At 50.0% G+C, this 15,844-nt stretch carries 15 protein-coding genes and 1 pseudogene; 13 read left to right on the top strand and 3 right to left on the bottom strand.

What is annotated here, in order from left to right; genetic code table 11:
• Positions 1-104: 104 nt before the first annotated feature.
• The 10 genes and pseudogenes from DQX05_RS10720 (at position 105) to DQX05_RS10680 (ending at position 11,339) form a co-directional block, all read left to right on the top strand.
• On the top strand, positions 105-1,289 hold the full coding sequence (locus tag DQX05_RS10720; protein WP_119793467.1) for a dicarboxylate/amino acid:cation symporter: 1,185 nt from the start codon (positions 105-107) through the stop codon (positions 1,287-1,289).
• A gap of 459 nt (positions 1,290-1,748) precedes the next feature.
• Positions 1,749-2,702: an ABC transporter permease gene (locus DQX05_RS10715; protein WP_119793375.1), complete on the top strand. Its 954-nt coding sequence runs from the start codon at positions 1,749-1,751 to the stop codon at positions 2,700-2,702.
• Positions 2,692-3,642, top strand: a complete 951-nt coding sequence (locus tag DQX05_RS10710; protein ID WP_119793373.1) for an iron chelate uptake ABC transporter family permease subunit — start codon at positions 2,692-2,694, stop codon at positions 3,640-3,642. Before DQX05_RS10715 ends, DQX05_RS10710 begins: the two co-directional genes overlap by 11 nt.
• Positions 3,636-4,394: an iron ABC transporter ATP-binding protein gene (locus DQX05_RS10705; protein ID WP_119793371.1), complete on the top strand. Its 759-nt coding sequence runs from the start codon at positions 3,636-3,638 to the stop codon at positions 4,392-4,394. Before DQX05_RS10710 ends, DQX05_RS10705 begins: the two co-directional genes overlap by 7 nt.
• Before the next feature lie 123 nt (positions 4,395-4,517).
• Positions 4,518-5,480, top strand: a complete 963-nt coding sequence (locus DQX05_RS10700; RefSeq protein WP_119793369.1) for a siderophore ABC transporter substrate-binding protein — start codon at positions 4,518-4,520, stop codon at positions 5,478-5,480.
• A 239-nt stretch (positions 5,481-5,719) separates the two neighbouring features.
• A pseudogene (locus DQX05_RS10695) lies at positions 5,720-6,159 on the top strand (helix-turn-helix domain-containing protein); the annotation flags it as partial.
• An 837-nt stretch (positions 6,160-6,996) separates the two neighbouring features.
• The gene (locus DQX05_RS10690) at positions 6,997-8,280 is read left to right on the top strand and encodes a class I SAM-dependent methyltransferase (protein ID WP_119793367.1); all 1,284 of its coding nucleotides are present in this window, start codon (positions 6,997-6,999) and stop codon (positions 8,278-8,280) included.
• A complete protein-coding gene (locus DQX05_RS10685) occupies positions 8,264-10,846 on the top strand; it encodes a metallophosphoesterase (RefSeq protein ID WP_119793365.1) in 2,583 nt (860 codons plus the stop codon). Before DQX05_RS10690 ends, DQX05_RS10685 begins: the two co-directional genes overlap by 17 nt.
• Positions 10,847-10,989: 143 nt before the next feature.
• Positions 10,990-11,157: a hypothetical protein gene (locus DQX05_RS31925; RefSeq protein ID WP_259391916.1), complete on the top strand. Its 168-nt coding sequence runs from the start codon at positions 10,990-10,992 to the stop codon at positions 11,155-11,157.
• Positions 11,091-11,339, top strand: a complete 249-nt coding sequence (locus tag DQX05_RS10680; RefSeq protein WP_259391902.1) for a Fic family protein — start codon at positions 11,091-11,093, stop codon at positions 11,337-11,339. The genes DQX05_RS31925 and DQX05_RS10680 overlap by 67 nt, the downstream gene beginning before the upstream one ends.
• A gap of 62 nt (positions 11,340-11,401) precedes the next feature.
• Here DQX05_RS10680 and DQX05_RS10675 read toward each other — a convergent pair whose 3' ends face one another.
• The 3 genes from DQX05_RS10675 to DQX05_RS10665 form a co-directional block, all read right to left on the bottom strand.
• Positions 11,402-11,587 (bottom strand): CGNR zinc finger domain-containing protein, encoded by a 186-nt coding sequence (locus tag DQX05_RS10675; protein ID WP_259391901.1) that lies wholly within the window; start codon positions 11,585-11,587, stop codon positions 11,402-11,404.
• Positions 11,588-11,681: 94 nt separating this feature from the next.
• Entirely contained in the window at positions 11,682-11,945 is a 264-nt protein-coding gene (locus DQX05_RS33410) for a hypothetical protein (RefSeq protein ID WP_472924367.1), read from the bottom strand.
• A 434-nt stretch (positions 11,946-12,379) separates the two neighbouring features.
• On the bottom strand, positions 12,380-12,682 hold the full coding sequence (locus tag DQX05_RS10665) for a hypothetical protein (RefSeq protein ID WP_119793364.1): 303 nt from the start codon (positions 12,680-12,682) through the stop codon (positions 12,380-12,382).
• A 361-nt stretch (positions 12,683-13,043) separates the two neighbouring features.
• On the opposite strand from DQX05_RS10665, the gene DQX05_RS10660 reads away from it, so the two are divergent.
• From DQX05_RS10660 to ehuC, 3 genes are all read left to right on the top strand, one after another.
• Positions 13,044-13,937: a DUF2268 domain-containing putative Zn-dependent protease gene (locus DQX05_RS10660; RefSeq protein WP_119793362.1), complete on the top strand. Its 894-nt coding sequence runs from the start codon at positions 13,044-13,046 to the stop codon at positions 13,935-13,937.
• Between the two features lie 336 nt (positions 13,938-14,273).
• Positions 14,274-15,176: an ectoine/hydroxyectoine ABC transporter substrate-binding protein EhuB gene (gene ehuB / locus DQX05_RS10655; RefSeq protein WP_119793360.1), complete on the top strand. Its 903-nt coding sequence runs from the start codon at positions 14,274-14,276 to the stop codon at positions 15,174-15,176.
• A gap of 4 nt (positions 15,177-15,180) precedes the next feature.
• Positions 15,181-15,843 carry an ectoine/hydroxyectoine ABC transporter permease subunit EhuC gene (ehuC, locus tag DQX05_RS10650; RefSeq protein ID WP_119793358.1) on the top strand — a complete coding sequence of 221 codons (663 nt, stop codon included), beginning with the start codon at positions 15,181-15,183 and terminating at the stop codon, positions 15,841-15,843.
• Position 15,844 lies beyond the last annotated feature (1 nt).

Raw genomic sequence — 15,844 nt, 5'->3', positions numbered from 1 at the left:
AGTATATTGAGATGTACTCACAAGAGGAACATTTGTATTCACTGGGGAGACAAAATTGTAATCTTGTTTTTCTCAGGTAGTCAGAGGGGAGAAGGTCTATGAATATGCGATTGGGATTGTTTCCGCGCATTGTCATTGCGATTATGCTCGGCATTGGAGCAGGGCTTATTATGCCGGACTGGTTCATACGAATTTTTGCGACATTAAATCATGTATTTGGTCAGTTTCTGAGCTTTCTTATTCCGCTCATTATTTTGGGCTTTATTGTTCCGGGGATCGGGGAGCTTGGCAGGGGAGCCGGGAAGCTCCTCGGATTGACAACATTTATCGTATATGTATCTACGGTATTATCCGGGATGCTCGCTTATGGTGTTGCGTCGTCGTCTTTTCCCTGGCTGCTGTCCGGGGCTTCCGGGCTGGCAGCCAAGAATCCGGAGGAGATGCTGCTGACCACCTACTTCGAGCTGCCTATGCCGCCTGTGTTCGATATTATGACGGCGCTGCTGTTGTCTTTCCTGATCGGGGTCGGAATCACCTTCGTGAAGACGAACGCGCTTCTTACCGCTTCACTGGAATTCAAGGATATCGTAGCCAAGGCGATACAGGCGATTATTATTCCGTTGCTGCCGTTTCATATCGCGGGGCTCTTTATGAATATGACGCAGGCAGGCGAAGTTGCGTTCATTCTACAAGTGTTCGTAAAGGTGTTCGCAGTCATACTCGTGTTACATTTCGTGGTCATCCTGTGCCAGTATGCGATCGCAGGTGCAGTGAACAAGCGCAACCCGCTGGCGCTGCTGCGCACGATGCTCCCGGCATACCTCACGGCGCTCGGCACGCAATCTTCGGCGGCGACGATTCCGGTGACGATGCAGCAAGTGAAGAAGCTCGGGACAGACGAAGAAGTGACGAACTTTGTCGTGCCGTTATGTGCGACGATTCATATTACCGGATCGGCGGTTACGATTACTTCGGTCGCGAGCGCCATACTCTACATTCATGGTGTGCCGCTGACGGTGAGCACCATGGTGCCTTTCATATTCATGCTCGGCATCGCGATGATCGCCGCTCCCAGCGTTCCAGGCGGCGGAGTGATGGCGGCCATCGGCTTATTCCAGTCGATGCTCGGCTTCGATGAAGCCATGGTTAGCCTCGCGATCGCGCTCTACATCGCTCAGGACAGCTTCGGAACGGCAGCCAACGTAACCGGAGACGGTGCGATTGCCCAGATCATTCACGCCGTGAAGAAGAAGCGGGCCGCCAAGAACCGTCTGTCAGCCAGCTCATAATGCTATCCTTGCTCGGACAAGATGAGAGTCCGGTGATGCGTTCACCGGGCTTTTTTCTTAGATGAATCCGGCCTCACAAGCGGGAGTATCCGTTTCGTGGTTCTTTTTGGCCGGTATCCCCGTGACTCAGGATAGGCTGGTCGGCTACCCTTTGCAGAGCCGAGGCGCCGCAGCATCGTTCATGAACTGGCAGGGGCGGCGTCCTGTTGAAGCATCACGCTTTTCGCAGCCGATCTAATCGTTTTTATCAAATAATTTCATTATAATAATAATTCTAATTGAGAATGATAATCAATTATTTTGGCCAAATCCATTGACTTTCCCGGGGGAACCGTTATAATCATAACTGTTACAACGCGTTAATGATAATGAATATCATTATTATGCATGCGGGTGAACATGGGGAAATGCAGACCATACATCCGGAACGCCTATACTCTTAATTGTAAGGAAAGAGACATGAAGAAGAGATATCTGGTTATTGCGCTTATCCTGTTTGCCTTCATTTCCCTGTTTATCGGGGTCATAGACATTAAGCCATGGGATTTGTTCAATCTGAACGATGACAAGGTTCATACTTTTCTCGTCAGCCGGGTGCCAAGGCTTATCAGTATCGTCCTCGCCGGGGTCAGCATGAGCATATGCGGCCTGATTATGCAGCAGCTTAGCCGGAACAAGTTCGTCTCGCCCACGACGGCAGGGACGCTTGACTCGGCCCGCTTGGGGATACTTGTCTCTTTGATGCTGTTCACGACGGCGAGCCCGTTGGTGAAGATGCTCGTTGCGTTCGTCTTCGCTTTGGCAGGCACGATGCTGTTCATGAAGATATTGGATCGCATCAAATTCAAAGACACCATCTTCATTCCGCTCGTCGGATTGATGTTTGGCAATATTATTAGTTCCATTTCCACCTTTTTCGCGTATAAGTATGATTTGATTCAGAACATGTCCTCGTGGCTGCAGGGCGACTTCTCGATGATTATCAAGGGGCGCTATGAGCTGCTGTATATCAGCATTCCGCTTATCGTGATTGCCTACCTGTATGCGAATAAGTTCACGGTAGCGGGGATGGGCGAGGATTTCTCGAAAAATCTCGGGCTCAACTACAAGCGCGTGGTCAACATCGGCTTGATCCTGGTGGCGCTCGTTACGTGCACGGTCGTGCTTACCGTTGGAACGATTCCTTTCCTGGGTCTTATTATTCCGAATATCGTTTCCATTTACAGAGGCGATAATTTGAGGAATAGCTTGTCGCATACCGCGCTTCTCGGGGCCGTATTCGTTCTGTTCTGCGATATTTTGGGACGCATCATCATCTTCCCGTATGAATTGTCGATCAGCTTGACGGTCGGCGTCATCGGAAGTGCCATATTCGTCTATATGTTAATGAGGAGAAGGGCACATGGGTTATAAAGCGAAAACGGGGGTTCTTGCTGTCCTTGCTCTCACGCTGATAGGGTTGTTCCTGTTCTTCAAGCTGGGGGACAACTGGGACTACGTGCTGCCGAAAAGAACAATCAAAGTACTGGCGATTGTCCTGACCGGCGCTTCGATCGCATTTGCCACAACCGTATTCCAGACGATTACGAACAACCGCATACTGACACCGAGCATATTGGGCCTGGATTCGCTGTATATGCTGATTCAGACCATCGTCATCTTCGTATTTGGCTCGAAGACATTGATGATGATGAACAGCAATGTGGACTTCCTGGTGTCCGTCGGACTGATGGTTGTGTTCTCGGGCCTGCTGTTCAAGCTTATATTCAAGGGCGAGAATCAGAATATATACTTCCTGCTGCTTATTGGCATTATTTTTGGCACATTTTTCGGAAGCATGTCCACCTTCATGCAGGTTCTGATTGACCCGGCAGAGTTCATGATCGTGCAGGACAAAATGTTCGCCAGCTTCACTCATGTCAATACGAAGCTGCTTCTTATGGGAGGCGTGCTGCTTCTGCTCGTCACGCTCTACTTTCTGCGCTTCATCAAGTATCTGGATGTGCTTGCGCTGGGCAGGGAGCAGGCGATCAACCTCGGCGTCAATTACGACTATGTCGTGAAGCGGCTGCTCTTTATCGTCGCCGTACTTATCTCCATTTCCACGGCGCTTGTCGGGCCGATTACCTTTCTTGGCTTGCTCGTCGTGAACGTAACGTATCAATTTCTGAAGACGTACCGGCACAGCTATCTTATCGCCGGCTCCGTCCTCATCAGCATTATCGCCCTTGTGGGCGGCCAGTTCATTGTGGAGCGGATATTCACCTTCTCCACGACGCTTAGCGTCATTATCAATTTCGTCGGCGGGGTCTACTTTATTTATCTTCTATTGAAGGAGAACAAATCATGGTAGAAGTAAGAGGCGTATCCAAACAATATGGCGGCAAAAACGTGATCGAGGACATCTCGGTTACGATTGCCAAAAGAAAAATCACGTCGTTCATCGGTCCGAATGGCGCAGGCAAAAGTACGCTGCTGTCTATCATAAGCAGGCTCATTTCGAAGGATTCCGGAGAAGTGACCATTGACGGGAAAGAAATCAGCCAGTGGGACAGCAAGGAGCTGGCGAAGAAGATTTCGATTCTGAAGCAGTCGAACCATATCAACCTGCGGCTTACGATTCGGGAGCTGGTCTCCTTCGGGCGCTTCCCTTATTCGCAAGGGAGATTGTCAGACGAAGATTGGAAGTACGTCGATGAGGCGATTGAATATATGGGACTTGCCGAGATGCAGTACAAGTATCTGGATCAGCTGAGCGGCGGGCAGAAGCAGCGGGCTTATATCGCGATGGTCATCGCGCAGAACACGGAGTATATTTTACTTGACGAACCGCTGAACAACCTGGATATGAAGCATTCCGTGCAGATTATGAAAATATTGCGCAGACTCGTCAATGAGCTCGGCAAAACGATCGTCATCGTCATTCACGATATCAACTTTGCCTCCTGCTATTCCGACTATATCGTGGCATTGAAGAATGGCAAAGTCATCAAGGAGGGCGCGACCGATGACATTATCGACAGCGCGGTTCTCCATGACATTTATGATATGGACATGAGCATCGAGAACTTCAATGATAACAAGATCTGCGTTTATTATGCATAGCTCGACACAAAAAGGGGTCACACCGTTCGGTAATATCGCATTGCCGTGCCATAATAGTACGAATTTGTGATATTAACGGCGATAAATATATTTTATAAAAATACGTGGTAGAGGTGAAAGAAATTGAAGAAAACAGTCCTAATTCTAGTCATAGCCATGATGGCAACCCTTGTTGCAGCATGTGGTTCCAATAAGACAGATAGCAGCAATGGTTCGACATCTACTGGAGCCGAAGCGAACAACACAGTGGAAGAAATCGTTATTAAGCATGAGCTTGACGAAACGACGGTGAAGAAGAATCCGTCTAAAGTCGTTGTTTTCAGCTACGGAGTCGTCGATTCTCTGGACAAATTGGGTGTAGACATCGCGGCATTGCCGAAGAACAGCCTGCCTCCTTACTTGAAAAAATTCGAAGACGAGAAGTATGTGAATGCGGGCGGCTTGAAGGAGCCGGACTTCGAGGCGATTCACGCCCTGAAGCCGGACCTGATCATCATTGCCGGAAGACAGGCATCGTCGTATGAAGAGTTCAAGGCCATCGCGCCGACGATCTACATGGATATTGACACGGATCGTTATATGGAGTCCTTCAAAGAGAATGCGGAAAACCTTGGCAAAATTTTCAACAAAGAATCCGAAGTACAAGCGGAGCTTGCGAAGATCGATGGAGATATCAAGCAATTGAATGAGAAAGTGACGGCGTCGAACCAAAACGCGCTCATCATTCTGGCGAACGACGGCAAAATCAGCGGCTATGGCGCAGGTTCCCGCTTCGGCATTATCCATGATGTGTTCGGCTTCCCGCCAGTCGATCCGGACATTAAAACATCGACTCATGGAGACCCTGTGTCCTTCGAATATATTGTAGAGAAGGATCCGGACTATCTGTTCGTTATCGATAGAGGGGCTGTAGTCGGCGGCGAATCGTCTGCGAAGCAAGTCGTAGAGAACGAACTGGTCAAGAAGACCAAGGCATTCAAAGAAGGGCATATCGTCTACCTCGATCCGAGCTACTGGTATCTGTCGGGTGGCGGCCTCGTCTCCGTAGAGGAAATGGTGAAAGAAATCGGAGCTGCAATTCAATAAGCAATCGCCGGCTTGCTGCAAGCCGGATTAGAGCAACCGGGGCGCCTCGTGCGTCCCGGTTGTTTTATTTGATGGAAAGAGATAGTAAGACGATATCAATCGACATGACAAAACCACCTTGTGTTTTGCCTTTTTTGTTTCTCTTTCTAAATGGATAATATGTAAACAAATGTTTGTTTTCCCCGAATTATATGGTAATATATAGGTGGTCAGTAATTTGAAACTGAAGGAGTGAGATTGTGAGTACCGTTGCTGCGAGGCCAAGGAGCTTGGGGGAGCTGATACAGTACCATCGGAAGAAGAAAGAAATGAGTCTGTCGAAGCTGCAAGAAGCGGTCGGCGTTGACAAGGGCAGCTTGTCGAGAATTGAAAACGGCGAGGTTAAACGCCCTGATTTTCAATCCATATTGTCTATCGCTGGAGTATTCCCCATAGTGACATCGTAGAACAGTACATCGAGATTGGACACAAAGCGGAAGTCATATATGCTATATTTCAGAACGAATTAACAACACTTGAACATCCTTCGCTGATAACGAAAATAGCAGCAAAGTTTCTTGAGTCACCAAATGAAGACACCATATATTTAGTAGGAAAGCTATATCGCGATATTGACTCCATCGATAAAAACTCCATTAAACTTGCGTTGTATGACCTCATCCTTGATTACTCACGTTCTCCAAAGTCAACGATTCAGCAAAAGAAAAAGAATGTCTAAACAAGGTTATGCGTATCCATTTAGAGCATGGAGTCTCTCTGAAAATGACTTTTGAAAAATTGAGCGCATACTACGCTCAAGAAATGGAGGGTTAAACATGAAGAACTTGATTAAAAAATTATATTCCAAATCCCTTCTTTACACGGTTGTCCTTGTCACAGCGGTAGCGGCATTCTCTGGTGACTCTGGAAGTATCCATCCGTGGTAAGAGTACCTTTAATGGTACTCTTTTTAAATTTTATTGTTTTATTCAGCAGCGGATGGATCATGATTATAGTTAATTGTATGTGAAAATATTCATATATTGTGTAACAAAAGTCATATTTTGTACTATAGTCTTTATCATAATTTTGACCTTGACTGACCTGACCAATAACACCCTCCCCAACGTCAAAAAAGAGGGCATATTAATATTTTATGGCAATCTTTTTCTTTTTTGATTTCTTTTTGTCTTTATCCTCTGAAAGGGTGGTTCTCCTACTTTCCATTTTAACCTGCGATATGAAGCAAATGCGGAGCGGTTTTCACGTTCATAATAACTATCCTAATCCGCTCTGTCTAGCAATCAATCTCCCCTATTCTTTTACTGTCTTGGGGCTTCCCTAATTCCTTATCAAAGCTCTCCTTTGCCACGATTTTTCCCTTCCCTTCTACTGCTGTTCCATTTATTGTAGCAGGCGAACAAAGGAGGAAGTATGAAATAATTTCCTGATGTCGTAATACTTTCGCCATGTTCGACGTAGCCAAAATAAAGGATGATAAAGAGGCAATGAGACAGGGAAGGAGACAACGACATAGATGGCTATCATACAACTGACGTCTACGAACCCTCAATTTTCGTTCCTCATTCGGAAAAATCCGCATAACGGAATGATATTGAGAGCAATTCGCAAAGGAATGGCATACGGGTGGTATACCGATGAGTTGACATATAATGTCTACTTTAAAGATGCAGACAATGAAATCTCATACAAGCAGCATAAGCAGGAAGTATTCGAATACTTGAATGTATCTCGTTATAATACGCCCTTATTTCCGCTAAACGCGATCAATGAATTCTTCTCGGCTCCGTTGAAGGAACAAGGGGAACGCGATATCGCGGGTTATCAGCATATGGTCTATATCCATATGATCCATATTGAGAGAATGCGGTATATCGAGTTTTTCAAAAAGCATTTGCCTGATTATTCCTTCGAGCTTGAGCACCGGGCAGACAAAAGCTATGCCTTGAAGGTAACAACGGATAAGAGCTTGTACGAGCTGCTCCATGTCGTGAGCGTGCTTTGCTTGTTTTTGGCGATGTTCGGCCATGAAAATATCGAGATTTCGGAGAGCATCATTCAGAAATATATCAAAAGCATGAACATCATCGATGCGCCTTACTATATTCGCAGCTTATTTGTTCGCATCATGTTATCCAGTAAAGAATATTTCCGCAAATATAAAGCGGAGCTGGAACAGACGAGCCGCTACTCAATTCAGTTCCAATACGGCGGAACGGCCATGCAGCGAAGAAGCTTTATCGGGAGTCGGCTGCCCTTCAATAAATCCATTCTCGATGTCGGCTGCGGAGAAGGGTTCTATGCGGTGCCATACGCGGCGAAGGTGGAGGGCAGCTATTATGCAATCGATATTAATGAGGAGCTGCTGACTGTCGTACAGCGGAAGGCCGGTGCCAGAGAACTGGATAATATCGTGACCTATTCTTCTATCGCTCAGTTCATGGAATCGTACAACGGGGAACAAGTTGACGTTATTTTGACGGAAGTAATCGAGCATATGAGCAAGGAGGAAGCGTCGGAGCTAATCCGGGATATTTGTGCGCATATTGACTTTGATTACTTTATCGTGACAACACCGAACGCGGATTTTAATCTGTACTATGAGCTGACGGAATACCGGCATTTTGATCATCGATGGGAAATGGGACAGCAGGCGTTCGAGGCGTGGTTTGCGGAAGCAGTGTCGCCTTATGAGCTGCAATATGAGTTTGTGGGGATCGGTGATCGGGTGAACGATATACCGACCACACAAGGCGTGCTGGTAAGGAAGAGGGGGGATTCGCATGGAAATTGTAACTAACGTTCATACCATCTATCTATTGATCGGGCCCACAGAATGCGGCAAGACGACGTTTGCCCAAGAGGTGCTGATCCCGCAATTAAAAGGAAATGCAGCAGCCCCTGTTCCGGTGAATGTGCAATATCTGTCTTCGGACGGGATTCGCCAGGACATCCTTGGGCATGACTACGATAAATATGACCAGGCTATGCTGGAAGCAAGCTCGCAAGCCTTTCACTTGCTGTATGAGAAGCTGAACATGGTGACCTCTTTTCCGATTCATGCAGAGTTCGTCATCCTGGATACGACCGGGCTTGCCGAAGACTTCCGCACGAAGGTCAGGGAGATTGCCCTGCAGAATCACTATAACGTCGAGGTCATCCTGTTCGATTATCGCACACGTGAGGACTACTACGCTTCCGAACGCTCGAAGCGGCTTATCACGAATCATATGAACCGGTTGAAGAAGGATGTTCTCGGTTCATTGGCGCGTGAAGGCTATGCCCGGGTTCATCGGGTGCGGGGGAAAGATTTTTATTCCATGGAAAATGGGAGCGTGCATGCAGAATATCGAGTAGTTGTTGAGGATTATGAAGATTATGCGGCTACCTTTTTGCCTCCGGACAAGAATTATATCGTCGTCGGGGACGTACACGAATGTATTAATGATCTGCAAGCTCTGCTGCGAAGCTATGGCTATCGGATCGAAGCAGGCAAGCTTGTCGCTACGGATCAAGTGAGAGATACGGCAATTATTCTGGTTGGCGATTGGATTGATAAAGGCAAGGCAACGAAGGAGACGATTGAGTTCCTGTATCATAATCAGGAGCATTTCCGGTTCGTCTTGGGCAATCACGAGAATTTCGTATACAAGTATACGCAAGGGGAAATTACCGGTGCGGATCAAGAGCTGGTGCGCACGTATTTCGACTCGATTCAAGTGCTGATGAGCGATCCGGAGCTGCTGGAACGATTCCGCCATCTGGTGCGGCAAGCGAAGCCTTTTTATCAATACCGGGGATCGAATATGCCTTCGTTCTATGTCACCCATGCGCCCTGCAGGAACAAATATATCGGCAAGCTGGATGAGAAGGCGGTTCGTCATCAACGGAACTTCCGCATCGATCGGGATGCGCCGCTGGAGGAGCAGTTGAACTTCCTGGCCGAAGAAGCGGTCAGCAACCAGCCCTATCATCTATTCGGTCATATCGCCGCCAAGTCGGCCTTCCGCATCAAAAACAAAATTCATCTCGATACCGGCAGCGTGCACGGGAACAGACTGACGGCGGTAAGTATGTCGTTCAAGCCGTTTTTCAAATCGCAGCCATCCAAGCAAGCCGTTATTCCGGAAGAGCTGCAAACGTTATTTGCCGTGCAGCGTAAAGTCTCGGTTCAGGATCTGGATGATGAAGAAGTGCGGAGACTGCACTACTGCTCGCGCCACAAGATTAATTTCATATCGGGAACGATGTCGCCCGCCGACAAAGATAAGACGTCTCATGAATTGGAATCGTTGAAGCGGGGACTCGATTATTTCGCGGCGCAGCGGGTCAATAAGGTCGTCCTGCAGCCGAAATATATGGGCTCGCGGTGTAATATTTATCTTCACCGGGACATCGAGCAGTGCTTCGCCGTCAGCCGGAACGGATATCGGGTAAAACAGGTTGATTTAACGGAGATTTACGAACAACTGCTGCAGAAATTCGCCGGGTATATGGAAGACAGCGGGATTGCGATGCTTCTGCTGGACGGGGAGCTCCTCCCTTGGAAAGCGATGGGAGACGGATTGATTGAACGGCAGTTCAAGCCGATTGCGTCGGCCTTGGAGAGCGAGCTTGCGTTCCTGAAGCAGAACGAATTTGAACGGGCATGGGGAACTCTTGCCGAAGACTATCAACGGAGCGGATTTGAGCAGGATCAGCATCATATGGCGAAGTCTGCCCTGAATGAGAAATATGGGAGCCATATCTATCACAGCTATAAATATATGCATGATTTGCTCAAGACGTATATGCCGCTGCATGAGCATGAGCAGGCCTATGAGACGTATAAGGCACAGCTCGAGCTATATGCGGGGGACAGCAAGCTGGAATACAAACCATTTGCCTTACTCAAGGAAATATATGAGTCGGGGGAAGAGCGAATTCCAGAGGAGAGCACATCCGACATGTACCGGTTCGTATCCGAGGATGAATGTCTTGTCTTGGATCTTACGGAGCCGGATTGCGGCGAGCAGGCCGAGCGGTTCTTCTCCAAGCTGACGATAGAGAAGCGTATGGAAGGGGTCGTGATCAAGCCCGAGCACATCGTTGACCACGCCGTGCCTTATATGAAGGTGAGGAATGCCGATTACTTATCCATTATTTACGGATATGATTATCGCTTCCCGCACAAGTACGACAAGCTGATCAAGCAGAAAAATATTAACCCGAAGCTTCGCGCATCCATCAATGAATACCGATGGGGTCAGCAGATGCTGGCCGTGAGGTGGGAAGAGATTTCTCCGGGAAATGAGGGGTACCAGGACGTGGCGGCCAATCTATTATTCGAAGTGGCTGGAGAAAAAGAAATCGATCCGCGACTGTAGGCAGTACGGCGAGGCAGAGCGGGCTTCTATTCTTGTACTGCATCGGAACGCTTGAAAAACAGATATTATCTCCGATGACTAGATCCATTCCAGAGCTGATTTTATAATAATCAGAAGATAAAAACGAGAATGAGGTGAACGGTGTGGAGCTTGAACAAATCAATCGATTGAAGCAAGAATTGGATTCGCTTCGACCCTTGCCTGCTGCGGCTGTTCACAATCTGGAAAAGGTATTCCGTGTGGAGTGGACCTACAATTCCAATGCGATCCGTTCTCAGATGGAAATGGCCGGACTGCGCGACTTCTTATGAACCTTATCCTGATGGAGCATGGCTATCCGCCAGCGATAGTCAAGGCGGCCGATGCCGCTCGGCTGCGGTATTACGAGACATGGGAAGAAGCGAGCGTGCAGGGTCACCTGCAACCCTTTGTCAGCTTGATTATGGAATGTGTGGCCGAGAGCCTGCAGGCGTATTTGTTTGCCGTGAAGTAAGGTGTATCGTAACTGGGGAAAAGCCATCTCTGCCGGAGAGCAGGGGTGGCTTTTGTGCGTGCTCACATCCCCGCTTCCGACTTCCTTTTCTCCCGAAATGTCTTATTCTTCGCCCGATTGCCGCATGCCTTCATGGAGCACCATCTGCCCGTTCCCGGCCGGGAGCGATCGACGAAGACCCACTGGCACTCCTCGGCTGTGCATACGCGAAGGCGATGCCACAGGTTCGTCCGCCTCAGATCGAACACCTGCGCCAGGATATTGGCCAGCCCCGCCGGGAGCGATTAGGCGATGTCGTCCGCCGCATACCATGCTTCTCCTATAAATCAGCAAAAACTCGCTCTATTGTTTCTTTCCGTTGCGCTTACATCTGTTTGTTTTCTTCGGTATGGTGAAGATGATCCGCCTCTTCAACATATTCAGCCCTAACGTGTCGTCGACTCTTGCGCTTTGCTGCATCTTTGCTTTCGGTACATCGGGCCCGGAACGGACAAGCTTTACAGATGGCTGGGTTCGAGCGATACATTTCTCCATATATTCTTCCATCGTTCCCGGCCAGAACGTCTGCAGCTCCGGCTCATTCCAGAACCCGAGCTTCCAGATCACCGCTTTCCCTCTGGGCCGTAACGATTGACGCAGTAACGCAGGACCGGTCGGCGAGCAGGCACCATTGGTCGAGCAATTGCCGCGGATTGACGCAGTCTGCTCCGCCAATACTGCAAGAATGCAGCAATTTCATTGACACGAGTATGCGAAAATAGGATTGCTGCAAAAATACATCAATTCCCCTGCGGCAAGGTATAGATAGCGTTCAAAGTGGCGAAATGATGTAATTTTACAGGATTTTCTCGGAATTTAGCCTCTTGAGATTATAAATGCTGCGCTGGTGCAGCATTTTTCATGTGGAGCAGCGTGCCCTAACCTAAGGAGCTACCCCAACTTAACCTGCCTTTCCCGGCCCCGCCCTTCATAAGAAAAAAGACTGTCGACAGGACTTTGCCGACAGTCTGAAGCGGGGCGCATGAGGCGCCCCGCTTGTTCTATGTCAGCCGGAACCGTTCGAGCTGATCCCATTGCTGCTCCTGCCGCAGAATCTCACGCTGGCGCGGGCCGATGAGATCGAAGTGGGGAAAGGGGCGGCGGGCATGGATATAGCGCGGGTTCAGACCATGCTTTACGCACCAGGCGGTCAAGCGGGCCATGTCGGCACAGCCGACCTTGGTGACGGTCGTGATTCCCGGGAAGCGTTCATCCTGCCAATAATGCGTCAAATAAGCGATTTCCCCGCGGGCAACGCGACGCTTCCACTCGTTAAGCTCCGTGCGGGATATGCCGAAGGCCATCTTACATCATCCTTCTTGCTATGGAGTGCCGGCGCAAGCCGTGTCCTGAGCATCTTCCTTAAGAACGGAATGATGCCGGCTGCGGAACGGCCCCCCTTCTACTCCTCATTATATACCATCCCGGCCATCGCTTCCCTTCATTCTGCATGTCCGGCTTGACCCTCTCGCTGCGTCACCCCGTACACTGCATGGAGACGCCACTTCATCGCAGTGATGCGCAGTCAGAGCTACAGATGCGCAGTCAGAGCTACAGATGCGCAGCCAGAGCTACAGATGCGCAGTCAGAGCTACAGATGCGCAGCCAGAGCTACAGATGTGCAGTCAGAGCATCAACGGCGTGACATAACAGGAGGGAATCACCATGAAAATTAACGTCATCGATACGATGGCCACGTATGAGCGAATGTACGCTCAACCCGCAGGAATGCGGGAGCAACTGTTCCGTTATGAGCTGATGAAGCCGTTCGAGCCGATGTGGACGACGATACAGGTGCCGCTCCAGGCGGCGCAGCCCGGCGGATATGATGTCGTGATGGCGGCCGGGATGCTCGGCTGCCTCGATGCCGGGCGGGATGACTTCGGACAGCCTGCGGTGAAGACGCTGCGGGAGCAGGGCTGGCCGGAGAAGGCAGGCCAAGTGCTGGAGCAGTGCGCCGCCTATGCCGGCCGCTTCGGGCTGAAGGTGAAGGCGGACGAGATCCTGTGCGGCTTCTTCCTCGCCGATCCGGACAAGCTTCGCCTCCAGCGCAGCTACACCGGCTTCGGCGGCATCCCCGGGTATATCCAGATTATCGTGTACCCTACGGAATATAATTTGCCTCGGCTGCCGTCGATCCTCGCTCATGAATTCCACCACAATCTCCGCTTCTCATACACCGATTGGGATCATGGAAATGTGACGCTTGGTGAATACCTCGTCATTGAAGGATTGGCCGAATCGTTCGCCAAGGAGATGTACGGGGAGGAGCAATTGGGGCCATGGGTCACCTTGTTCGACGAAGAGGATCTCGCTTACTCCATCGAGGTGATTGGGGAACGGCTCACGACGAAGGGATTCGACGAAGTGGCCGCCTATATGTACGGCGACGAGATCGCGCAGGCGCAAGGCTTCCCGCCGGTGGGCCTGTCGGCATGCTCTGGCTATGCCGTCGGATACCGGGCCGTGCAGTCGTTCCTGGCTCGCACCGGCATGACCGCTGCAGAAGCGACGACGCTGGACAGCTGGGATATTGTCCGGGAATGCGGCCTGTTTTGAGGAAGAATTTTCATTTTTTTATTTTGCAAGTAAACGAAAGTCTAAATTTGTCTAATATAAGCGAAAAACGTTCATTTACGGCAAATTTATTGAACTAACTATTTTCTTACGAGGTTTTTTTATTTATTTTCTCTTCCGGAAACGGCTTTTTAAAACTCATATCATGCCCTATAAGGAAGGATATGGGAGGGATTTTTTGGATCCCTCCTCTAATCTCCCCTGTTCCAAGGTCAGGAGGGCTGAGGAGGAATTAAGTGGGAATATCAAGGGTGAGATACCGGAAGGAACATGTTACCCTTAAATAGGGCCCCAAAAAAAGGTAAAAGGAGTTGTCGGATGAAGAAATGGTATTCGTATGCGTTATGCTGCACGCTGGCCATTATGCTGGTAAGCTGCGCGCCGAAGAGCGGCGGCAGCCAGACTGAAGCCGGCGGCGGGACATCGCCCCAGCAGGAGACGGAGCTGGACAAAGCGAGGCGGGAAGGATACATTACCGTAGGGTTCGCGAATGAAAAGCCATATGCTTATGCCACGCCGGATGGCCAATTGACGGGCGAGGCCGTGGAGGTAGCCCGGGAAGTGTTGAAGCGGATGGGCATTGAGGAGATGAACGGCGTCCTGACGGAATTCGGTTCTCTCATTCCGGGGTTGAAGGCGAAGCGGTTCGACATCATCACTGCAGGAATGTTCATCAATCCGGAGCGAAGCAAGGAGGTTGCCTTCGCCAATCCCGAATACAGCATTGGCGAGGCGCTGGCGGTCAAGAAGGGGAACCCGTCCCATCTGCGCAGCTACGAGGATATTGCTGGCAACAAGGATGTCACAGTCGCCGTCATGGTGGGTGCCATCGAGCTTGAATATTTAGCGAAATCTGGTGTCGCGAAGGAACAAATCGTAACGGTGCCGGATCAACCGTCGGCTATCTCGGCTTTGCAGGCGGGGCGCGTGGATGCGGTGACGATGACGGGACCATCCTTGCAGGCGATGCTTGACTCCACGAAGGATGATCAATTGGAGCGAGTCATGGACTTCCAGCAGCCGGAGATAGACGGCAAAAGCGTAAGAGGCTATGGCGCGGCGGCGTTCCGCAAGGAAGATACCGCCTTCCGGGAAGCATTCAATCAAGAGCTGGAAGCGTTGAAGCAATCGGGCAAGCTGCTTGAACTATTGAGGCCGTTCGGGTTCACGGAGCAGGAGATGCCTGGAGATATGACGGCTGAACGGCTGTCGCAAGAGTGAAGCCATGAAGAGCGCTTCCGCCATGCTTGAATATGTGCCTGCGCTGCTGCAAGGAGCGTGGGTCACGCTGCAAATTGTATGCTTCTCCATGCTGCTCGCTTTCTTCTGCGCTTTTATAGCGGGATTGGCTCGTCTGTCCAAGTACCGTATCATCCGCTTGGTCAGCGGGGTTTACGTTGAGGTCTTTCGAGGCACTTCTTTGCTGGTTCAGTTGTTTTGGTTATATTTTGCGCTGCCCATGCTGCTCGACATCCGCATGTCGGCGATGGCCGCAGCCGTGCTGGCGCTTGGCTTGAACTACGGCGCTTATGGCTCTGAAGTGGTGCGGGGGTCGATCCTGTCCGTGCCCAAGGGGCAGTACGAAGCGGCCGTTGCGCTCAATATGAGTCCGTGGCTGCGGATGCGAAGAATCATTTTGCCGCAAGCGATGGCGCTCATGCTGCCTTCGTTCGGCAATCTGCTCATCGAGCTGCTGAAGGGAACATCGCTTGTGTACTTCATCACCTTGATGGATTTGACCTACCAAGGCATGGTATTACGCTCCTTTGACAACTCCAGCACACCGCAGATTTTTGCCTTACTGCTCCTGCTTTATTTCATCATGGCCTACTCCTTGACGCTCGGCATTCGATGGGTGGAGCGCAGAGCCGTGAAGGGGAGGGTGTAGC

It is taken from the genome of Paenibacillus thiaminolyticus (assembly GCF_003591545.1).
Classification (GTDB): Bacteria; Bacillota; Bacilli; order Paenibacillales; family Paenibacillaceae; genus Paenibacillus_B; species Paenibacillus_B thiaminolyticus_A.
The sequence above is the reverse complement of the archived record's forward strand: the minus strand, read 5'-3'. Positions and strand labels throughout refer to the sequence as shown.